Annotated in this window: 18 protein-coding genes; 10 read left to right on the forward strand and 8 right to left on the reverse strand. The window is 50.2% G+C overall.

Annotated features, from left to right (window positions below; translation table 11 throughout):
* Positions 1-2: 2 nt before the first annotated feature.
* Positions 3-1712 carry a formate--tetrahydrofolate ligase gene (locus ACN0XZ_RS14380; RefSeq protein WP_417458479.1) on the reverse strand — a complete coding sequence of 570 codons (1710 nt, stop codon included), beginning with the start codon at positions 1710-1712 and terminating at the stop codon, positions 3-5.
* A 177-nt stretch (positions 1713-1889) separates the two neighbouring features.
* Here ACN0XZ_RS14380 and ACN0XZ_RS14385 point away from each other — a divergent pair, with 177 nt between their 5' ends.
* The 5 genes from ACN0XZ_RS14385 (at position 1890) to ACN0XZ_RS14405 (ending at position 6859) form a co-directional block, all read left to right on the forward strand.
* The gene (locus ACN0XZ_RS14385; protein ID WP_417458480.1) at positions 1890-2444 is read left to right on the forward strand and encodes a GNAT family N-acetyltransferase; all 555 of its coding nucleotides are present in this window, start codon (positions 1890-1892) and stop codon (positions 2442-2444) included.
* A gap of 4 nt (positions 2445-2448) precedes the next feature.
* Positions 2449-3111, forward strand: a complete 663-nt coding sequence (locus tag ACN0XZ_RS14390; protein WP_417458481.1) for an RluA family pseudouridine synthase — start codon at positions 2449-2451, stop codon at positions 3109-3111.
* A gap of 288 nt (positions 3112-3399) precedes the next feature.
* Positions 3400-3546, forward strand: a complete 147-nt coding sequence (locus ACN0XZ_RS14395) for a hypothetical protein (protein WP_417458482.1) — start codon at positions 3400-3402, stop codon at positions 3544-3546.
* Positions 3547-3643: 97 nt separating this feature from the next.
* A complete protein-coding gene (locus ACN0XZ_RS14400; protein ID WP_417458483.1) occupies positions 3644-4825 on the forward strand; it encodes a type III PLP-dependent enzyme in 1182 nt (393 codons plus the stop codon).
* Between the two features lie 150 nt (positions 4826-4975).
* Positions 4976-6859 carry a hypothetical protein gene (locus ACN0XZ_RS14405; protein WP_417458484.1) on the forward strand — a complete coding sequence of 628 codons (1884 nt, stop codon included), beginning with the start codon at positions 4976-4978 and terminating at the stop codon, positions 6857-6859.
* A gap of 68 nt (positions 6860-6927) precedes the next feature.
* Here the strand turns inward: ACN0XZ_RS14405 and ACN0XZ_RS14410 are convergent, their stop codons facing one another.
* On the reverse strand, positions 6928-7707 hold the full coding sequence (locus ACN0XZ_RS14410; protein WP_417458485.1) for a hypothetical protein: 780 nt from the start codon (positions 7705-7707) through the stop codon (positions 6928-6930).
* 23 nt (positions 7708-7730) lie between these two features.
* Positions 7731-8432: a hypothetical protein gene (locus ACN0XZ_RS14415; RefSeq protein ID WP_417458486.1), complete on the reverse strand. Its 702-nt coding sequence runs from the start codon at positions 8430-8432 to the stop codon at positions 7731-7733.
* Positions 8433-8694: 262 nt separating this feature from the next.
* On the opposite strand from ACN0XZ_RS14415, the gene ACN0XZ_RS14420 reads away from it, so the two are divergent.
* The 4 genes from ACN0XZ_RS14420 to ACN0XZ_RS14435 all read left to right on the forward strand — a co-directional run bounded on the left by ACN0XZ_RS14420 (position 8695) and on the right by ACN0XZ_RS14435 (position 13458).
* Complete coding sequence (locus ACN0XZ_RS14420; RefSeq protein ID WP_417458487.1) at positions 8695-9777, forward strand: class I SAM-dependent methyltransferase; 1083 nt, start codon at positions 8695-8697, stop codon at positions 9775-9777.
* Positions 9778-9860: 83 nt separating this feature from the next.
* Positions 9861-10958: a non-hydrolyzing UDP-N-acetylglucosamine 2-epimerase gene (wecB, locus tag ACN0XZ_RS14425; protein ID WP_417458488.1), complete on the forward strand. Its 1098-nt coding sequence runs from the start codon at positions 9861-9863 to the stop codon at positions 10956-10958.
* A gap of 22 nt (positions 10959-10980) precedes the next feature.
* The gene (locus ACN0XZ_RS14430; protein WP_417458489.1) at positions 10981-11895 is read left to right on the forward strand and encodes a sugar nucleotide-binding protein; all 915 of its coding nucleotides are present in this window, start codon (positions 10981-10983) and stop codon (positions 11893-11895) included.
* 3 nt (positions 11896-11898) lie between these two features.
* Positions 11899-13458 carry a glycosyltransferase family 2 protein gene (locus ACN0XZ_RS14435; RefSeq protein ID WP_417458490.1) on the forward strand — a complete coding sequence of 520 codons (1560 nt, stop codon included), beginning with the start codon at positions 11899-11901 and terminating at the stop codon, positions 13456-13458.
* Between the two features lie 2 nt (positions 13459-13460).
* Here the strand turns inward: ACN0XZ_RS14435 and ACN0XZ_RS14440 are convergent, their stop codons facing one another.
* The 4 genes from ACN0XZ_RS14440 to ACN0XZ_RS14455 are packed head-to-tail and all read right to left on the reverse strand — an operon-like array spanning position 13461 to position 17873.
* Complete coding sequence (locus ACN0XZ_RS14440) at positions 13461-15002, reverse strand: hypothetical protein (RefSeq protein WP_417458491.1); 1542 nt, start codon at positions 15000-15002, stop codon at positions 13461-13463.
* 15 nt (positions 15003-15017) lie between these two features.
* A complete protein-coding gene (locus tag ACN0XZ_RS14445) occupies positions 15018-15992 on the reverse strand; it encodes a radical SAM/SPASM domain-containing protein (protein ID WP_417458492.1) in 975 nt (324 codons plus the stop codon).
* Entirely contained in the window at positions 15992-16705 is a 714-nt protein-coding gene (locus ACN0XZ_RS14450; protein WP_417458493.1) for a WbqC family protein, read from the reverse strand. Before ACN0XZ_RS14450 ends, ACN0XZ_RS14445 begins: the two co-directional genes overlap by 1 nt.
* 1 nt (position 16706) lies before the next feature.
* Positions 16707-17873, reverse strand: a complete 1167-nt coding sequence (locus ACN0XZ_RS14455) for a DegT/DnrJ/EryC1/StrS family aminotransferase (protein WP_417458494.1) — start codon at positions 17871-17873, stop codon at positions 16707-16709.
* A gap of 215 nt (positions 17874-18088) precedes the next feature.
* Here ACN0XZ_RS14455 and ACN0XZ_RS14460 point away from each other — a divergent pair, with 215 nt between their 5' ends.
* Complete coding sequence (locus tag ACN0XZ_RS14460) at positions 18089-19096, forward strand: class I SAM-dependent methyltransferase (RefSeq protein WP_417458495.1); 1008 nt, start codon at positions 18089-18091, stop codon at positions 19094-19096.
* On the opposite strand, the gene ACN0XZ_RS14465 is transcribed toward ACN0XZ_RS14460, so the two are convergent.
* Positions 19093-22371 carry a glycosyltransferase family protein gene (locus ACN0XZ_RS14465; RefSeq protein ID WP_417458496.1) on the reverse strand — a complete coding sequence of 1093 codons (3279 nt, stop codon included), beginning with the start codon at positions 22369-22371 and terminating at the stop codon, positions 19093-19095. The two genes, ACN0XZ_RS14460 and ACN0XZ_RS14465, sit on opposite strands and share 4 nt — an antisense overlap.
* Positions 22372-22395 lie beyond the last annotated feature (24 nt).

Below are 22395 nucleotides of genomic sequence, written 5' to 3' on the forward strand. Positions count from 1 at the left end.
CTTTAGAAAAGCCCGACAACCCTGCCGTCGTCGCCCACCCGGATCGAGTTGGCGGCAGGCACTTTCGGTAGGCCCGGCATGGTCATAATATCCCCGCAAACTACCACGAGGAACTCAGCGCCCGCAGAAAGCCTGACCTCCCGGATCGGCACGACATGCCCTGTAGGCGCGCCTTTGAGGTTGGGGTCCGTCGAGAAACTATACTGGGTTTTCGCGATACAGACAGGGAAATGACCATAGTCCGCCTCCAGTGTCCTGATCTGTTCCCGCACCTTTTTGTCGGCAATGATATCGCTGGCGCCATATAGCTCTGTCGCGACCGTGTGGATCTTGTTCCAAAGGTGCACATCGTCGCTGTATAGGGGCTCAAACTCGCTGCCACCCTCATCCACAAGCTTCACCACGGCCCGCGCAAGCTCTTCCGCGCCAGCGCCGCCATTGGCCCAGTGGTCGGCCTCGACCGCCTCCACATGCAGCCCCTGGCAGAGGGTTTTCACCAGATCAAGCTCAGCCTGGGTGTCAGCTGAAAAACGGTTGATGGCAACCACTACCCGCATCCCAAACCGCTTGAGGTTTTTGATGTGCCGCTCAAGGTTCACAGCACCGCGCTTAAGTGCCTCGAGGTCTTCACGACCCAGTTGGTCTTTCTCAAGCCCGCCATGCATCTTGAGCGCGCGGATCGTCGCCACAAGTACCGCCGCATCCGGCTTCAAACCGCCCTTGCGACATTTGATATCAAAGAATTTCTCAGCGCCCAGATCAGCACCAAACCCGGCTTCCGTCACCACATAATCCGTGAGCTTCAGCGCCGCTTTTGTCGCGATCAGCGTGTTACAGCCGTGGGCGATATTGGCAAAAGGCCCACCGTGGATAAACGCTGGGTTGCCCTCAAGCGTCTGCACCAAATTGGGTTTGATCGCGTCTTTCAGAAGGGCTGTCATCGCACCGTGGGCGTTGATATCCCGCGCAAAAACCGGCTTGCGCTCCCGCGTGTAGCCGATGATGATATTGCCGAGCCTGCGCTCTAGGTCCTTGAAATCCGTGGCAAGGCACAGGATAGCCATCACCTCGCTCGCCACCGTGATATCAAAACCAGCTTCGCGCGGCGCGCCGTTCGCAACCCCACCGAGCGAGGTGGTAATTTGCCTGAGCGAGCGGTCGTTCATATCCACGGCCCGGCGCCAGGTAATGCGGCGGTTATCAAGCCCGGTTTCGTCGTTCTGCCGCCAATACACATGGTTATCGATCATCGCGGCCAGCAAGTTGTTCGCGGCACCAATGGCGTGAAAATCACCGGTGAAATGAAGATTGATATCCTCCATCGGCACCACCTGGGCATAACCGCCGCCTGCGGCCCCACCCTTCATGCCAAAACAGGGGCCAAGGCTTGGCTCACGCAGGCATATCATCGCCTTTTTACCGATACGGTTCAGCCCGTCCCCCAACCCAACGGTGGTGGTGGTTTTTCCTTCACCAGCCGGCGTTGGCGTCACGGCTGTCACAAGAATAAGTTTGCCGTCTTTTTTGCCTTCGCGCGCCTTGATGCCCTCAAGCGACAGCTTGGCTTTATAGTGGCCGTATGGCTCAAGCTCTTCCGGTTTGATGCCAAGCTTGTCTTCCGCTAGCGCCATGATCGGTTTCATGGCGGCTGCCTGAGCGATTTCGATATCGGATTTAGGTTGCGCGTGCTGGTTCGCCGATGTGTTGGCCATCGCGTTATGCTCCGTGGTTCCTGGCTGCTCGTTTCGGCGGCCTTGTTTATCCCTTGCTGTGCAGTGTGGGCGCGGCTGCCGCGCAAGTCAACGCCCAGCTGACGTTGCGTTTATCTTGCCTCTAAGGCGCGGACTGATAGACTGTGCGGCCACGCTAACCTGCGAGCAAACCGCATCATGACAAATGAACGCCCCGCCCCTTCCGCTTTCACCCACCGTGTGGCCGTGGAGGACGATATCCCCATACTCCGCAGCATCATGAACGCGTCCATATCAAAACTGCAGACGGGCTTCCTCAATCCGCTGCAAGTTGAGGCGTCGTTTGAGCTGATGGGCATGGATACCCAGCTTATCAAGGACCGCACCTACTATGCGATCCTGGACGGTGAAGAAATCGTCGGTTGTGGCGGCTGGTCTCGCCGGGCAACGCTTTATGGTGGCAACCATACTAAAGGCCGCGATGCCCGCCTGTTGGACCCCAAGGTTGAGGCTGCCCGCATCCGCGCCATGTACACCCACCCGGCGCACGCACGCCGCGGCATTGGCCGCCTGATTATGGATTTATGCGAAAAAAAGGCTGCGGAAGAAGGCTTCACACGTTATGAGCTGATGGCGACCCTGTCGGGCGAGCCGCTCTACCGCGCGTGTGGCTATAAACCAATCGTGCACGAAAACGTGCCAACGTCCTCAGGGGTGGCTGTGCCGCTGATTAAAATGGAAAAACGCATCTAGTGTCATGAGTGCTCCCACCCTGAAAGATTACGACCCACCAATGGGGCCGCTTGATGTCATCTATGTTGATGATGACATTCTGGTGCTCAACAAACCCGGCGGGCTGCTTTCCGTGCCCGGGCGCACACCTGAAAAGCATGATTGTCTTGCCACCCGCGCGGAGGCCGAGTTTACCGGAGCCCGCATCGTTCACCGGCTGGATATGGAAACCTCAGGCGTTATCATCATGGCCCGGCATATGGACGCGCTCAGGCACCTTGGTCGCCAGTTTGAAGACCGGAAAACCGACAAGATTTATGAAGCCCGCGTTTATGGCCATGTGGCCCGCGATGAAGGGGAAATTGACCTACCGCTTCTGATCGACTGGCCCAACCGGCCAAAACACCGCGTGGATTTTGAGAACGGCCGGTCTGCTTTCACACGCTATAAAGTGCTGGAGCGGGATGAGAAAACCACCCGCGTGGCGCTCTATCCTGTTACCGGGCGGTCGCATCAACTCCGGGTGCATATGCTCAGTCTCGGGCATGCTATCCTGGGTGACAATCTCTATGCGGAGGGCGAAGCCTTTACCCTGGCTGACCGCCTACTTCTTCATGCCCGTGAGTTGACGGTCACGCATCCGGAGACGCTTGAATCGATGACTTTTACGGCGCCAGTGCCATTTTAAGGGACTGATCGGCCACGAGAATCAAGCCCAAAACTGGCCGAAAAACGCCACTTTAAAACTCCAAATACGGCCTCCGAAAAAAAGTCTTGCATTGCGACTAAAAAAAGCGCAAATGCCGCTCAGACGTAAAAAGCGCACGTGCCACGACTCCCGGGCAGACCTGTCGCTCCCCAACGGTAAATAAGGGGATGACATCCGGTAGACACGTACGGGTAACGACGCAAATCGTCCTTTGTTGATTGGGGTACGGCCAAGCCGGACCAAAGTTGATTGAAGGGGTTTGCCGGAATGATCCGCACGACAAAAATGGGCGCGCTTTCGCTACTGTCTGCCTCCCACGAATTTGAAGCCAACCGGCAGTTCCTGCCGCGCGAGATGTTTGATTATTTCTCAAGCGTCATAGAGCTGACCTATATCACCGCGCATCCTGCGTGATGCGCCAAACACCGGCTTATGCTGGTGGTCCTGTTCCGGCACCGATGAATGATCAGGTGCCAGTTTCTGTCATCCTTTTTAGATAGGGATCAGGTCGATGCAGGTTATTGAAGCTTTCCGCCCACTACCACAGAATGAAAACTGGGCGCTTGAGGGACTTAAAACATACATGAGCGCGGAAGAAGCCATTGCCGGTGAGCAGTGCAACGATTCTGTGCACCTTTTCTATCCCGAAAAGCTGATGGAAACCGCTGGCCGGTTCCTTGCTGGCTTTCGGGGCACGAACCTTTATGCGGTGAAAGCAAACCCGCACGAAGCTGTGTTGAAGCACCTGTGGAAAGCTGGCGTGCGTGACTTTGACGTGGCATCGCTTCGTGAAGTTGAGCTCGTGGCTAAAACGCTGCCAGGCGCGAACCTCTATTTCATGCACCCGGTGAAAAGCCGTCAGGCTATTCGCTATGCCTACGCCATGGGCGTACGCGGCTTCTCTTTTGACAGCCTTGATGAGCTTGCGAAAATCGAGGAAGAAACCAGTGGTGCTTCCGATCTGAAACTGTTCCTGCGTCTCGGCGTGGTGGTGAAAGGCGCAGCCTATGAGCTTAGCGGCAAATTTGGCGCAACCCTTGATATCGCGCCTCTGATCCTGAAGCGCGCGCGCATGTCCGCTCAGCGTCTTGGAGTTTGTTTCCATGTTGGTTCTCAGTGCATGAACCCCCGGGCGTTCGCCGATGCCATCACACAGGCAGCAACTGCAGTGAAAACAGCGGGTGTGCATCTTGATGTGATCGACGTAGGTGGCGGCTTCCCTGTGGCCTACCCCGGCATGGAGCCTCCCGCGCTTGAGGAATTTTTCCGTGTGATCCACAAAGCGCTGGATGACAATGGCTTCGGCGACACTGAAACCCTCTGCGAGCCCGGCCGTGCGCTCGTCGCGGAAGCGGGCGCTGTTGCGGCCCGGGTTGAACTCCGGAAAGGTGGAGACCTGTACCTGAACGACGGCACCTATGGTGCGCTGTTTGACGCTGGCGTTCCCGAATGGCCGTTCCCGATCCGCCTCGTTGCGGCAGACGGCCGCGAAACCTCACTTGAGACCATTGGTTATCGCGCCTATGGCCCCACCTGCGACAGCTGCGACAAGATGGCGGGCCCCTTCCCGCTGCCCGCAGACGTGCGTGAAAGCGACTGGGTGATCTTTGAACACCTCGGTGCTTACGGCCACTCAATGCAAGCGCGCTTCAATGGTTTTTATTCAGAAACCATGGTCGCAATTGTATCGTAAATGATTGACGCATCTCGGGCGCTTCGGCGCCCTGGATATCCACCCCCTCGGGGCTTTCCCGAATACCCTTTTTAGGGGTAAGTTATATTCTCAAGCGCAAAGTCGATGTCCATAGGCACTATCTGGCCAGAGTTTTGGGGATGAAAACACGTGAAGAAGAAACTATTCGTCACAATATTTATGGGCCGAAGTGGCTCAAAATACTTGCGCAGCCTGATCAATCAGCATCCTGACATAGCAGACTACGGCGAAGCGTTTCATAACCGGGCGCAACATTTTCCGGAGGGTCAAGATCCTCGCGTAAAATTAACCACTATGTTGCTAAGCCCTGAGAGTCTGGTTGGTTTCCAGTATCGCTATCCTCGACACCCACAGGAATTTCCTGAAATCATTGAGGTATTGGAGGAAAACCAAAAGAATATCCGCATTATATTTCTAGAGAGAAAAAACAAGATCAAAGGTGCAATCTCACAGCAAAATTGTGAGAAGCTTAAAAGAGAGACCGGACATACCCACTTCTATAAACATCTGAACCAAAAACAAGAGCCGCTCGAACTGGATATAGATAGGGCGGTGAAAGAAGCTCTTGAACGCGAGCGATTAGATGCTCAGTTCGGGGCTTGGGCCGAACGTTTCTTTGAAACCCTGCATATTACCTATGAAGATCTTTGCATCGACGCCGCGACAGAACTGTCACGAGTATTTGATTTCCTTGATGTACCCAGACTCAAGAATACAGACTCACTACAGTCTAACTTTGTCAAAGTGATGCCCAACCGCTTGCAAGATGCGGTTCTGAATTACTCTTCCCTTGAGACTGCCATCAAGACAATTAATCGAGATCACTGGCTCGATAACTTTACGGTCAAGCCGAAACGTCGCACTATTCACCCTAGACAAGAACAATTATTTGAAGATGCGCGAGAGGTGGCGGATTTGAATTGCCGGCTCATCGCAAGCCAGTATGCGTATGCTGCAGCTCCATATTTCTTTGAGCATATTCCAGCATTCAAGACCAATGGCGGAGACATGGGGCGTGTCATTACTCAGAAATCGACTGAAATTCTTCAGTCCGATGATTTGGGGATCAGTTGGCAAGGATACGATATAGAACGAACATATGACCGTTGTTTTACTCTCGCGAGTGGCACGCATCTCTTGCAAAATAACAGCGGTACAATTTCTCGTTTCGACCAGGAATGGCGACACCTGGGAGATGTGGAAACCGGGCTATTCCCTTGGCATGGCAGTTGGAGCATCGACGAGAACGTCAGCAACAGAACCGTTATCTGGGCCGAATATCCTTATGCTGCGCCCTGGATAAAAGTATGGCGTTCTGTGGATGACGGGAAAACTTGGCAGATAGTCTTCAAACAGAAAGGGCAGTCGTTAAATCCTGCTGGAGGAGAAGTCCGGCACTTTCACACTTGCCAACACTGCACCACAAAGAAGGGACGATGGTATCTTTCCAGTGGCGACACGGAAAATCAGTCGAAATTGTGGATAAGCGAAGATGACGGTGCCACTTGGGCCGAGATCCGCCTTTCAACAATAGACGGTATGCCTGATAGCATCCCGCAACATCTACACGGTCGCTTGTTGCGCTTCACCTCTCTAATCCAAACGGAAACTCATCTGATATATCCGACAGACGACACTTTCAGAGGGCACGGTGCGCTCGTTGTTGCTCTGGAGAAGGCCGATCCATCCAACGCCACGGTCTTTGCTGGCGATTGTGGCCAGAATGAAGTGCGAAACATAGTTCGAGTGAGCGATCGCTACGCGCTCGCCTTCTCGGAATCCAAGGTGGATTTGACACAGGTTCATGTTTCTCTGGTTGACTTGGAACAATTCGAAGTTCATCCGCTGACGCGCATTGAAAATACATCACGCTTGAAGTCCAACTTTATGAACAGCATCAGTTCGACGACTAGTGAGCATGGCGTCTTTTTCTCCTACTCAGATAACACGATCTTTAACCCTCAAGGAAACACTCGCTTTTTACGTTGGGACGTAAATCTTGTCGGGATGTAAATCTTTCTTAATAGAAATAATTTGGTGCGAAACGTCGATCGCCAACTTGGCTCCCAACGCAGATATGATCAGCCTACCGCTATTGCTGATACACCTGCCTGAAGTGCCGTATTGTAGCCATACATGACCTCATCAAATGATTGCACCTCGAGTATGAGTACTCTGCGTTCATGTCCCGGGTGAACGGCGCCGTGAAAATGCGGCTGACTGCTGTCAAATACCACAATGTCCCCCACTGATGCCTCAACCTTTCTGAAATCTCCATCGTATCCTTTCAGTGCATCGTCAGGTATTTTCAGATAAGAGTATCCAGCTTGTTTATATTTCAGTCTAATCGCCTCGCTCCGGTCCACCCAGTATGTATCACCGATGTAGAGGTGGCCTCCCGTTCTCTGCACATCGTTCAGGTAGACATAGAACTTTAACGTTCTAACCCGATCAAAATGCGGAACATAGGGAATGACGCTGGGCATAGGATTAAGATGCCGGGAATGCACCAACTGCAGGCGCGCACCAAAAATCGCACGCGGCCCCAAGTAGGCTGACGCCAAGTCTTGTGCAACTACTCCGCTATATATTGATGATATGAACTCTATCGCCACCGACTGATGCTGACCAATCCATAAGGCATTAGACAACTGCACACCGACCGCATCAGAAATGATGAAACGCGCGACATCATTCGAGTAATCACGGCATCCCTGTGTCTCTCCTTCAAAAGCAGCGTTTCCAGCAAGTCGGAAACGTTCTCGCTCCTCGACCGAAAAGAAGTCCTTTAACACGGTATATCCGTGTTTTTTCAGTTGCCGCTTGTGTAGGTGAGCAGGCGTATCCCCAAATTGCTTCATTTATCCTTGCCTTACCGTTGACGTTAGCCAATCAGTAAGCGAGAAGCAAAATCCGTACCATGAACACGCGATGCCATTATGTGCAGAGTCTCTCTGTCCCGTTCGGTTACGGGGAGGTCGATTGTTGAGGACCGAACCTTGCGGGGGTTCGCCGCGGAAAACATCTCTATAGATTTGTTGTCTATTTCTAAGCCGAAAGTCTCGTTAATTTCCCCCAGAACCGCCGCGCTGTGATGCTCCAACTCCCTAAAGTCAACTACCTTCAAACGGTCAAACCTGGCAAATGAGTTTTCCCAGTTCGCCACATACTGAATGTACCATGGTGCGACATTCTCTATCAGAAAGCTGAGCTGCGCCTCCGGAGATAGCTCTATATATCGTCTTAACGCCGGAAATGGTATCTGCAGCGGGGCCCAAACCGCCTGCCCGATAGTTTCCAGCTCTTCTTGGCGCTTATAAGCTTGGTCCACCATTACGTGATGCCAGCTCAAAAGGCAGTCAACCAGGTTTCGTCTATTAAAGATAACCGCCAAATTGTTACTGTTCGCCTGATACGCAAGTGACGGCGTCGGTTGAGGGTGGAAATGTGTAATGAAAGGTGCTTCCTCGTTTAGCCTTTCGGTCAACTTCGCAATAGACAAGGAGTGCGTATGCCAAGAGTTTTGATTGTCTGTTGAGCTTGGCTCCGTCGACGCGTGCGCGAGCGAAACCAAGCTCCAGTTCATCAACCTCGTAAACCCCCGAGCAATAAAAGACGTACCACTACGAGGCATACCAAACACGCATATGCCCAACGGCCTTCCGGCACCTTTCATCCCTTTTTACTCCCACAGTCCCGCTAGTTTCTTCTCAAAATGCGGCGTTGGCACCACGCAGCCTTGATCCGAGCACCCCTGATAAAGACCTGCTTTCACGCTTAACTATTCACCCTAGCTTACGAATTTTCCTCAGTGTACCGTAAACCAGATTCAAGCATGAGTATGCGAAATGAGCCAAACAAAAAAGACAATCTTAATCTTCCCTTTCGGGCCACCTGCTTCAATAAGTCATGCGAAGGCCTGCGAGAATATGGGCTATCAGGTAATAGGTGCGTCCTCCCTCACACTTGAACCCACAAGAAAGTTGGCAGATCATTGGGTACAGCTGCCATTTTTCAATGCCCCAAATTTTGAAACCGAGCTTCTACAATGTTTGCTGACATTCGACGTTGACGAAATCTATTGTTGTCACCCGGTTGTGTACGGGCGACTAGCGGAAATAAGCTCCAATCATCATCTCCACGCAACGCTGAAATCAAACAGTGGCTGGCAGGAAGAGTTTACCAATTTTCGGACCGCCGAGACACTTGCTGATCTGTACCATTCAGCGAAAGGTATTCCGCCATTACCTCACCCACATTTGGCTTCGATTTACTATCAAACCCTTACAATCCCTGGGTGGTGCAGCACCGAAAAGATAGCCGCCTTTATTGATATTTTTAATAGTGTACCGCGCGGAGATATCGTTGAAATCGGTGTGTGGTGCGGCAAGTCCGCAACGGCTCTGGCGATGCTAGCCAAGCATTTTGGTCAAGGCAAACTGCTCTGTATCGACCCATGGGCTAATATCAACACCTTCCAGAAAGAGGATGGGGGTGTCAATGGAGCCATGTTGAACTTTGATATGGACGAAGTTTGGCGCCACTTCACTTGCAGCATGCTCTCGCTTGTCCCCAACCATGTAAACTATATCCGCGCTACCTCTGCAAAGGCCCACGCGTTCTACGAGAAAGGTGCCTCATTAAAAACGGCAGAGTTTGGTAAAACCTCATATATGGGTGAGATTGCCCTTCTCCATATCGATGGGAATCATGACCAAGACATTGTGACCCAAGACCTTAATAAATGGTGCCCACACCTTGTTGCAAACGGCTGGTTAGTCATTGATGACTATGTCCATGCGTGGGGGCAAGGACCCAGAATCGTCGGCGATGCATTCTTAACAAAATATAGCGGGGAAATTGTCCGGTCATTTGTTTCAGGGTCGGCTCTTTTTATACAGTTAGGCAGCACCGTAACACCGCAGTTTTGAAGCTGAACATCGACAATTGTGTTAGCGTTCTGTATTCAGTATGGTCTTATATTGTTCAAGCACTTAGCAGACTGAAGGCGCTGATGAAAATCTTGACCATCTTGGGAACGCGTCCTGAAATCATACGCCTGTCACGCATCATCCCCAAGCTTGATGCTTGTAGCACGCATATAGTGCTGCATACAGGGCAGAACCACGATCACGAGTTAAGCCAGGTTTTTTTTGACGAACTGAACATCCGAAGGCCAGATGAATTTCTTGGTTTGAAGGGTCAGACTTCCCTTGAACGGGTAGGCGAAATACTGCGCGGCTGCGAAAAGACCATGCTGCGTCTCAAACCTGACCGTGTTCTTATCCTTGGCGATACAGATTCCGGGATGGCCGCCTTCGCTGCAAGTCGCCTAGGTATTCCGGTTTTCCACATGGAGGCCGGCAACAGATGCTTTGACAATCGCGTACCAGAGGAAACCAATCGCCGAGCCATCGATCATTCGAGCCGCATCCTTTTGCCTTATACAGAAAGCAGTCGGCAAAACCTATTGCGCGAGGGCATCTCTTCCAACCGGATTTATATCACCGGCAACCCGATCTATGAAGTCATCCGAAGCATGACGTCTGAGATCGAGGCTTCGAGTGCTCTTGACGTTTTGAAGCTTAGAAAAGGCGCCTATTTTCTTGCAACCTTTCACCGAGCCGAAAATGTTGACGTCCCATACCGCCTAAACAATATCATCACAGCATTAGATGAGTTGGCAAAAATAAATGACACGCCTGTCATCGTTAGCTGTCACCCTCGCACCAAAAACCGACTTACTGATTTAGGCATTGAGCTACCATCCACAATTCGGCTCATGAAGCCATTTGGTTTTGTCGATTTTCTGAAGCTGCAACAAAATGCCCGATGCGTTCTGTCTGACAGCGGCACGGTGCAGGAAGAATGCGCCATCTTGAATGTACCAAACGTCACCCTTAGGGATGTCACAGAGCGTCCGGAAACACTAGACGTAGGTAGCAACTTCATAGCGGGGATTGACCCGACTTCGATCATCAATGCAGTGAAATTTTGCCTGGCTGACGATGGTGTATGGAGCGCTCCGAAAGAATACCTTGTGGAAAACGTAAGCTCAATCGTTGCCCGCATCATGTTAAGTCATATTGAGAACCTTGAAGCCAATCTGTAACCGACGAAGTAGAACCAGAGAAATGAAAACCGGGAAAAAAATACTCGTTCTAGGGGGTACCGGGATGCTTGGCTGGGCTACGGCCTCAATACTTTCTCATCGACCTGACTATAACGTCACGGCGACCTATAACAGCTCGCAGCCGCTCAACTTGCCTCATATTACTTGGCAGCGTCATGACTGCCTATCATTTCAGCCAAACTCGATTGAAGGGTTTGACTATGTGATCAACTGTCTCGGCCTAATTCGCCAAAGGATAGGGAAGGACAATCTAGAGCACCATATTCGTGCGATTGCTGTGAACGCGCAGTTTCCTCATAGACTGGCTTTAGCCTGTGAAAAATACGATGTTAAGTGCATTGCCATTGCTACAGATTGCGTATTTTCCGGCCTCGACGCGCCATTCAAGGAAACGAACCCCCACACGCCGACAGATATCTATGCCGCCTCCAAAAGCCTTGGGGAAGTGTCTTCAGATAACATGGCCCACATTAGGTGTTCGGTGGTAGGCCAAGAGTGGAGCCAAGCTCCCGTATCACTCATGAGCTGGATTCTGAGCCAGCCCTCCGGAAAGCATGTAAGCGGTTATATCGATCACTTGTGGAATGGCGTCACCAATATGCAGTTCGCCAAGGTACTAGCTGGCATGATTGAACATGATATTTTTTGGTCAGGCACTCAACACTTGGTTCCGGGCTCTAAAGCCAACAAAGCCGAACTACTGAAAATAATTGCGTCCTCATTCGGGCGCACTGACATTGTGATTGAACCCGCGCAATCTGGGCACCCCAGCAACCGACTACTAGCAACCATAGATGAAAGCCGAAACTCTGCACTGTGGCAAGCCGCCGGCTATGACCGGCCTCCAAGCATTCCCGCGATGATACAGGAACTGGCCAGCGGAACCGCGCAGATACAGCCGCAGGATGCAATATAGTTGATGGCAAAACGGATCCATATTTCCAATCTGCCAGAGCAGGAATATCTGGATACACTTCATGTGTTGATAGCCGATCAAACCAACTCTGACGACAGCACCTCTATTGAGGTAACCACAGCAGAGTACGGACCTACCCCTAACTGGTTGTTTGATCTTGGCGCCGATGCACACCGCGTAACAGCAGATCAGGCGCTGTCAGAGCAACTTCTAACAGCAGTCGCACCATACATTAGGCTGGTAGTTCATGGCGCGAGCAACTTGGACCTTATTACAAGATATCAAGTATTATTGCACGCCGCCGACAACAGTTGCGCCGCTATACTTGCTTCGCTCTCAGATCTTGAGTTGTTGGATTCTACACTTGGTGATGAATGGATATTCCTGTCCTGTATGGAGGATATCCGTACATCAGGCCACAGTCTCTGCGCCATATGTTGGTGCAACCGCGGACGGGTCAAAACCAATCGCCCGTCATTCTCGGTCATGACCCCACTCTATAATCACGGCCCCTTCATTGAGGAGACGCTCAGGTCCATCCAGAATCAAAGTTACGAACATTGGGAAGCGGTGGTCGTCAATGACGGCTCAACCGATGATGGCCCGGAGCGGGTTGCCAAACTAGCGACACAAGATGATAGAATTCGCCTGATCAACAAACCGAATGGTGGTGTCGCAACAGCCTTGAACTGCGCCATCGATGAAACACGTCATGATTGGCTGGCTTGGCTATCCAGCGACGACCTGTTCCTTGAGCATAAACTCGCCTTACATGCTGCTTTCATCAGAAAAATGGATGACGGGAGGTACGTCTCTTTCACAAACAGTCTCACCTTCACAGACAGCCTCGAGGACGCGACCTACCCCTACCCTAACGGGCCATTACAGTTCGCTTCAAACAACGACCTAAGCATTCTCATGTCCGCGAGAAATATCATCAATGGGATCACTCCCATCGTACATCGCGGTCTTTATCAGGAGGTTGGTAAGTTCGACACGAACCTGAAGTATACTCAAGACTATGATATGTGGACAAAACTCTTGAACACTGCACCGTTCATCTATCTTCCCAACACAACAACAGCAACGCGGCTTGGGCCACAACAGACCGGCAATCGCCAGTATCTGGCATCACGGCTCGAAATCATTAGTGCCTACTATACGCACCTCGCCAGCATCTCATCACGGCGCACTCAAGGTTTTGAACAATCAGAGCGCACTGCGGTGATGAAGGACGTAGTCCTGCTTGTGTCCGCTGCAGCAAACCCTCGCTCTTTCTTTACGGCTATTGGCATGGGAAACCTATTCCTAGACAAAGCAGCCGAGCTGCTTGAGCCATTCGTTTCCTGTGAGGCCGCAATACAGAACTTGAAGCGCGATCTCTATACCCTGATGCCATCGGTACCATGGTCGCTCGCGGTTCACGCCGATATTGATTATCTTTGCAGCTTACTACGCGAGAGGCGCTCCATCACGTGGAACTTGAGAACTGGCCTCTCTCGCATACAAAAAGAGAGCTCCATAGAGGAAATTCGCGACATCCTGAGTGAGGCCCTCCAATAGAATTAGTCCTGCGTCAGTAGATGCCGATAAACGTCCTCATGTAACTTTGTCATCCTGTCCGGCCGCCCACGTAACTTCAACACATGCTCGCGGCACCGCTCTTTTAAGCCAATATAAAAGGCGCGGTCAGATAGGCACCTGATGGCGAGATCAATAATGCGACTTTCTTGCCCCAGCTCAACAACCAGCTCCGGAAGCGCAAACTTATATGCCACCGACCAATGGTCGCTTCTATATGGGCGGGTAAGGTCGTCGCCAACGCATATGCTCGGGATTTCAAGTGCCATAGCATCTTGAACGGTTACTCCTCCTCCCGAGGGGAAGGTATCAACCAGCAAGTCACCCACCGCGAGATACTCTATATATTTACGCCCCCACGGTACGACCCGGATATTCTCTACTAGCTCATCAGGAAATCGGGCTAGAAAATTGGCTTTCTCGAGTTCTGGCACACCCAATACCAGCAAGATGGCTGATTCATGCCCTATAAGAATTTTTGCCAACGTTGCGCAGTATTCCTCGCTGAACTTGGTATATCTGCCCGCCGCCACTATCACTTTCGCATCTTCAGCAATCGCCATTTCAGACCGTGAGACGGGCATGATGTCACCGCGTTGCGGAAGGGCTGTTTCTACCGGAATCACGATGCCGTCCGTTGGACATTCCATTAAAAGACGCTCATCACTGGCAATTACGAAGTCTGCGTTTGGAGCCGCGAAAAGAGGTGGCGGACCCACCACCAGAGAACACCTAGCAACATGAGGTATTGCTGCCGACAACAACAATCCCTCCGCCGAAGCCAAGGCACAATTTGTCACAAGCAAATCAGGTTGCCATTCGCGTATACGCCGGGAAAGTTTAGTGACACGGCCTGTTACAGTTGTATCTGCCTCCAGGAAAAGCGTCCAGCCTCTGTCCTCAGCACTATTGATGAGAGCGACAGTTTCCTCAGTAGCCCGAAGTTTCTTCTCGTCATCCGTGAAGACCAGCCCAAACTCAAACACCGACGCGTCATGCGCTTTCAGCATCGACAACAATACCTTGGCCAATACCGATCCCACCTGTGCCAAATTGGTACCTATGTATACTATCTTGGGCCGTGGAGAAGCTATCTCTGCATCCCTGTGAACAACGATATTACTCAAGTCTTCTTTGATGTCTGAGACCGCTGTTTCCATGTCCGTCAAAGCGGCGAAATCAAAACGGTAATCCTCAACTCCCAATGTCAAGGTAGTGTAATATTGCCAGCGCCGATAAGCGTTAACAATCTTATCAAGATCTCCAGACCTAGTGGCTTGTTGCATCCCAGCCTGCAAGACTGCCCGTGCTTCTCGGTACTGACCTAACTCCGTCAAAACCGCAGCAAGCTTGTCCGAAATTTCGGCAGCATGTTTCGACAATTCGAAAGCACGCCTTAAACACACTGCCGCCAAGTCTGACTTATCTTTTGCTAACCATTGCTCCGCCGCTCGAAGATTTTCCTCAATGCGGACCGAAAGGTCCCGGCTATCGAGATTTTTGATAACGCCGCTTACCCGCTCCATCCAATATGACTACCCTTATTCAGTGTCCTTAAATTCCTGGATCATATTGGCATATGATCTGCCCTGTTCTGGCCACCGAGTTGCCTCCCAGTCCGGGCAACCACCGCACAGTGCGTGCCTCTTGAAATTATTTTCAACATGCGCCTTACGAAGACTTTGCATGAACTCGCCATCCCAGACATCTTTAATTGTTGTTTTTCGGTAGTCAGCAATCGTTGCCCCTTTTGTCCAATCCGCTGGACAAAAAGACAAGAACCCACGCGGATTAAGTACTATACGCTCCCAAGGATAGAGACATGGTCGCCTTGGACTTTGAGAAGCATCGGTCATCTCCTGAACACGTTCCTCCTGAAACCCTGCGCAGGAATGTAACCTTCGGATCACCACAAAATCGACGCCTTGTGCCTTCCAGAATTTCTCGAATCTATCGGTCTCGTTAACGTTGAAAGGCTGCTCGACGTAGGAAACCACGATTTTTGGGGGCACCGCCCTCTGTTTCGCCGCAGCAAGCAACGCCAGAATATTGGAGCGCACTTTCTCAAGTTTACCGCCAACACGAATTCGTTCGTATGTCTCATCCTCGAATGCATCAACGCTTATGTCGATCACATGCAATCCAGTATCCAAGAGACGGTGTAGCCGACCCTCATCCAACAAGGTGCCATTCGTAGTAATTGAAACCGTCGTTTCCGAGTGATCTACGGCATACTTAAGCATTTCGAATATTTGTTTGTGAGCCATTGGCTCACCTTCTGCGGTGTAACGAATATAGCCCGTGACGCCACGCCCATGATCCCGCACCTCGTCCACCATGCGCCTATTAAGTTCCGGTTCAAGCATTCGACCCGTATAGACGTTGCCCTGTTTAAATTCCGGATGTGGGCAGTGCACACACGCTAGGTTGCACACTTCGGTAACATCAACATTGATCTGAGAAGGGAAAAGCTCAGACAACCTGTCATAAAATCCATACTGTTCGATTGCGTTCATCAATTCCTCAAACCACGCGGCACGATGTTTTTAGTTGCACTTTTGAGATAGAACAACGCGTCTGGCCCTGTATTAAAAAGTAAGTCCAGCACCGTAACATCTCCGGAAAATCCTTGCCACATCTGTGGATATTCGCGGTAATCATACGATTTGTATTCTAGGTTCACACCACATTCGTCAAAACGCTTTTCATCAATATATGATTGCGCAGCAGGGCCACTCAAATATGTTGTCCCCCCTACCTTCTCCAATACTGACAACAACCGTTCGCCCTTCCTACCCGTTGCTCCCAAGCCTACTGTAGAACGAACCTCTGTGGTGATACCTAAATGGCCCATGAGCCAGCGGATCAAACCCTCGTTCAGCTCAGATAAATAAGTCCAATCCCTGCTTAGCTGAGACTGAAGGTCTTCATAATATGTCTCGAAATAAGGGGCGTTTCGATACGCGTCCCTTATCTGGTTCAGGTGGTGCTCCGCCCAATGCTCATCGTTATCGATCTGCATCTCACATATCAATGTACCACGAGGCATCTTTTTAACTGGCACGCTGATCCATTGTGTTCCACTACGTGCCTTCACTTTATTCCGGGTACGCCAACTACGCTTTACATACTGAACATCGTCAAAGAGTAAAAAGAGGTCGACGTCATCGATGAAATCGAAATAGCCGCGCCAAGGAAGATATGCAGATTGAATAATACCTACACGCATCTCACACCTTGACCAGCACGTCGTGTAGTACCTCGCACACATAATGTGCGTCTTCAATGCTCATACGCCCACTTATTGGCAGAGTCAGAATACGGTCCATCACACTATCCGCACCTTGAAGAGGACAACGACAATAGTCCTCATATAATGGCAGAGTGTGCATTGGCGTGTAATGCAACGCGGCACCAACATTGCGTTTTCGCAGCGCCAGGATCACCTCATTGCGGGTGGTCTTGGTGTGTGTTTTATCCAGAAGCAAAACAAAGAGATGGCGGGCGTGTAAGCTACCCTCAACCCCTTCCTGTAAGGTAATACCCATATTCAAGGCACTAATGTATTTTGCATAGACTTTCGCGACCGCACGACGATGTGCCTGCATCTCCTCAAGTCGCGCCAGCTGTACCCGGCCAATAGATGCTTGAAGGTCCGTATAGTTCATTTTGTATCCAAGTTCGACGGGGCTGGCCGTAAACATCGTGGATGGCGTTTGATAACGCTGCCATGCGCTGTGATGCAGTCCGTGAAGACGAAGGCTGCGCAAACGCTCCGCAACTTCCTCATTCTCAACTGCTATGAAACCCCCTTCCCCTGTGGAGAGGTTTTTGTTTGCGTAGAAACTGAAGCAGACCAAGTTATCTGAGCTACCAACGCGATTTCCATTGAGATACCTGCCCCCCATCGCATGAGCAGCATCTTCAATAAGCGTCACTGAAGCTGGAAGGATCTCACGTATGCCTTCAATATCCACCGGATAGCCACCAAAGTGTACGACAATCACCGCTTTGGTTTTGGGTGTCAGACATGCTTTAACCGTTTCAGGCGTAACATTAAAAGTTGTCGGATCGATATCGCAGAGTACCGGCGTGGCGCCGCAATAAAGCGCCACATTCGCCGTCGCATACCAAGTCAAGCTGGGCACGATAACTTCATCCCCAGCTCCCACATCGTTGACGATTAGCGAAAGAAACAATGCAGAAGTGCAGGAGTTAACCAATACACCATTTGATCTCCCACAGTATGACGCCAGTTCTTGCTCAAAACATACTGTTTGCTGACCCATTCCGACCCAGCCAGAACGTACCACATTGGCAACTGCCTCTACCTCTTCATCTCCAAAGTCCGGGCAACCAAAAGGTATAAATGGTCGTACATCAATCTGATCACTCAAGGTATGTCTCCGATCAGGGTTCCGCATGGTATATGTATACTCAAGTATCGGACCAGAAGTTGCGCAACCTGAAATTCATGTTCATATCTGAATATGAAAACGATAGTTACAAAACAAATTTTTCAACCTAACATACTAAAATTAAATGAATTTTTAGCAAGATTGATGATCGTATGATCGGCAGTCCACCCTGAAGGCGATAAAGGGAGAGCCCAATGACTATTGAAGACGAACGGCTTTTCGAAGATTTATTCTTTGCATTAATGCACAGGCACCCCAAAGAAGGGGAATTATCTGCCTATTTCGACGACTTGAAGCTGCCGGAAACATTGGTAACTGGCCTGAAGAAACTGCTGCAAACAGAAGAACGAACCAACCTTGCGCGAAACCAACCATTCCCGCCAGGCCACTATTATTCTCCGGTAATAGATGTGGCGGATATAGAACGTAGGCGCGATCAAATATTCCGTATCCGCGACCCCTTCTTTCAAATTCAGCTCGATATGAAAAAATTGCAGAAAGTATGGAACAACTTGCTCCCATACCTCCAAAATATTTCATTCCCCTATGAACCTTCACCTACCTCGCGGTATTACTGGGGACCTAAAAATCAGTCCTTCCCGTTTGCGGACGCCGCCGTCCTCTCGGCAATGCTTCAGTGGATCCGGCCAGGAAAAATAATTGAGATTGGCTCTGGTTTTTCATCAGCTGCACTGTTCGACACACAAGATTTCTGGCTAGACTATGAGATTGATATTACTTTTATACAGCCCAATCCGTACGGCATTAACAAGTTGCTTTGGCCTAAGGACCATCAAAAATACTCCCTGAAACAATGCATCGTGCAAGATATCAATCCTGATCTATTTTCATCCCTTCAAGCTGGCGACATTCTCTTTATTGACTCCACCCATATCGCCAAAACTGGAAGTGATGTGCTGTTCGAGATTTTTGAGATACTGCCTAGGTTGGCCGAGGGTGTTCATGTTCACTTTCACGATATATTTGATGGCTTTGAGTACCCTCAATCATGGGTAATCGGAAATGGCTGGTCGTGGAATGAGCAATATCTCCTACGCGCCTATCTCATGAATAATCGAGATTATGAAGTCCAAGTTTTTAATAACCATTTTGTGCCACATAATCTGCGACCTGACCTGCCGCACCTGGAAAACTTCAGGGCCAACCCAGGGGGCAGTTTATGGTTGAGAAAAGTGGCCTAATTCGCAGGCCGGATAAGCGCAAGTTCTTTATCCAACGTTTGCTCTGGAGAACACTGGAGCCTCGTTCTCGCCGCCGCAGCCCTTGACAGTCGCAGAAACTGTTCAGGGGAGTTTGCTAAGTCAAGGATACGTTGGGCCATTGTTCTCGCATCCTCGGCGGGCGCTAAAATGCCCGTTGTATCGTCAACAAACTCGGGGATTGCCCCAACAATATTCGTGACCGGCACCAAACCGGACGCCATTGCCTCATCACGGGATACCCCCTGTGTATCGCTACGTGTGGGGACCAAAAAGACGCCATGTTCACGATGAAGCGAACGAATTTCTTTACGGGTTACAAAGCCCCGCTGAATGCTCACATTGGAGAAACGGCGAAGTGGCGCCAAGCATTCATCGAAATCGGGCCCATCGCCAACAATACTAAAGTAGAATTTCGAAAAATCACCACTTTCCGACATCTTTAGAATAGTCTCAACCATGAGATCATTGCCATATATTGACGAAGAAAACGGCCTTATAGTCAAGACTTTGAACCGCTGCTCGGACCCCTTGGGGGTAAAGGTATAAAAATCAGTATCTATGACGTTATGTATGACGTGACACTGTTTCGGCGGCGGCAAGCATCCAACATCGGAGCAAACCCACTGTTTAAAGGTCTCCGAAACAAAAACAAAGTCTACGTTAGGAGGAGAGCTGGAGAAGAGACGGTTCCAGAACATCATCCTACGATCACATGCTTGTTGATGAGCTTGTCTCTCCTCCTCGGTTTTGAAATATTCGATACGACGAGAAGCGGCCTGCGCCTCATATCCGTGAACCCATATGATTATTTTCATATCGCGGATATAGGGTTCTATTTTTACCCACAGAGAAGGTTCCAAGAAGTGTATTGAAAGGGTTTGCACAGCCCCCATCCGCAACATCCTAACTAGGTTGCTGTAGTCTCCCTCCACAATATCTACGCCTTCGAAGGATGAGCATGCGACATGCTTGGTTGGCTGAAGCCTAAACACCTCGGTTTCAACGCCGCGCTTCAAATACCCCAGCACTCTTGAATGCACAAATCCCCCGCGATACAGATGGGCTGAGCTCGGATATATAGGTGTAATCAACAGATGGTTTGAATTCGGCATGGGCGGGTTTTGCAACTCGGGAATGGCAAAAAACCTAATCGATTTTAGACGCAGATCTTGTTGTTGCCTGAACCTCAGGCCTAACTGCAAAAATCTCGCTCGATCAGGTACCGGAACTGTCATATACCGCCCCGCCGAACGGGTCGTCGTCTGGATAGGCTTCTTATCATGATCTAGAAACCTGAAAACAACCCGAGACTGCAGGATACCGGTTTCAGCGCCTTCGCGCTCCCAACGGCAATAGAATGCAGACTCTAACGCACCCCGAAGCGGCAACGCCATATCATTGACATATACGAAAATCTCCTCTTCTCCGGTTCTTATCCCGCTAAAAAATGTATTTTCGGGATCAGGGACAAAAAGCCCTTGTTCACCAGATTTGAAGACATCAACAGCGAGTGGGGTTGAGTTGTTGTGTTCTCGCATCGAATGAAAATAACCAGTAACACGACCCAACCCAATCTGCTCTGCCATCTCAGCGCCCTGCATGACAAATACTTCTTTAAAGTCAGACGTGATGGGGTCTTCGCTGTAGCTTCCAGCTCTAACATTTGCGTCCAGGTAGTCTATCTCATTCCCACAATTTAGACCTTCGATATCAAGGAGGTCTACTACGGCGCCCTCCGGCAAACTGGCACCATACTCGCAGTACTGCAATCGCCCGACGGCAAGAGCTTCTATCTCTCGCCATGGTTTTTCATCTTCGGTCAAGATGGTCAGGATGTTCTCCATATCCAAATGTGCTATTGGCACCGCGCTTCTGCGCATAGACACCGACCTTTTCCCAAATGTATATGGTCTACCTGAACCAACAAACCTCCAACTCTTGGTGTTTTTCGTTGCGAAGCAAGCCTTGGTTAAGACACTGTCGGGCGCCGCCTCTGCCATGTGGGCAAAGTCTTCCAGATAGTGGGGGCCATAATAGTCTTCCGGTGAGACAACTGCGAAGTAGTCACTTCGCTCACGTGCTTGAAATAGGATTTCCTCAGCTTGCTGTATGGTACACAAAGTTTGATGTGCGCCAACATGGTTATCCAACAATGTCTCAGGGACAAAAATATACAAAAACTTGGATGGGTAGGACTGACGTTCAAAGCTCGCCACAATAGAAAGTAACGCTTGTTGTGTCGTGACATATGCAAAGCAGGAAAAAGAAAGTGGCCTCAATACCTCATTGCGTTTCAAGGCCAAAGCGAGCACCCTAGCCATTCTATGCTTATACAAATGCCTTGAAAATATCTGGCGCATCAACATCGCCCTTAGGCGTTCGCTATAGAGTTCATCGCTATAACGCTCAGCAAATCTTTGCGACAGCTCGCCTTCATCATCGCCAGAGACAATGAGGTCACCAAAAAGGCTACGGATCGCACGTGAATAGTTGGAAACGATCAGGGTATTGCATGCAGCCAACTCGAACAGGCGACGTGCCATCATTGTTCCCGAGTTTTTGACTGTATTAATATTGATGCTGACTTCAAACCCTTTATACGCTCGGTCAATCTGATCAAAAGGAAGATATCCTACGATCCTATCCCTGTAGCTGTCAGGAAACTGATAATCTGGATGATTGTCATTAAAATGCCGGTCATAGATATCAACAGACATGCCATTTTTCGCCAAAGCACCAAGGATAGCGTCAAGGTCCTTCGCTCGCTGCGGAAAGTTCCGATAATAAGTACCTGCGAAACTTGCTTTTTTTCGGCGGATTTCCGTTTCAATCGGGTTGTGTAGCCCAGGGCTAGCTGCAAACGGTAGCGCGTAAACCCTGTCGTGCTTGGCATGAAAGCGATACAGCGGCTTAAGGCTTACATCTGTTGTAAAAATGTAGTCGCAGAGGAGGGCTGTGGGTAAAAAGAGATCAAAATGGATGGGGTCCTCTTTATTCCAGAAGACAGTTGGTATGTTGGCCGCTTTATATGCCTCAATAACTATCCTGATTTCAGGTTCACAGTCCTGAATAATGAGAAACCACGTATTCTGATACCCGTGCCAAGCACTCTCAATGAAAAGAATATCTGGCTTGTCCGTCTCTAGGACATCTATAAAGTTAGCAGGTGTTACGTGAGAAACGTTGCATAAGGCGTCAAGCGCCAACGATGTAAATTCGTCAGCTATCAACGCAACATTTACCTGCATTTTCATCTGAAGCTTCTTTGTTATTCTTGT

Source organism: Kordiimonas sp. (assembly GCF_048264555.1).
Taxonomy (GTDB): domain Bacteria; phylum Pseudomonadota; class Alphaproteobacteria; order Sphingomonadales; family Kordiimonadaceae; genus Kordiimonas.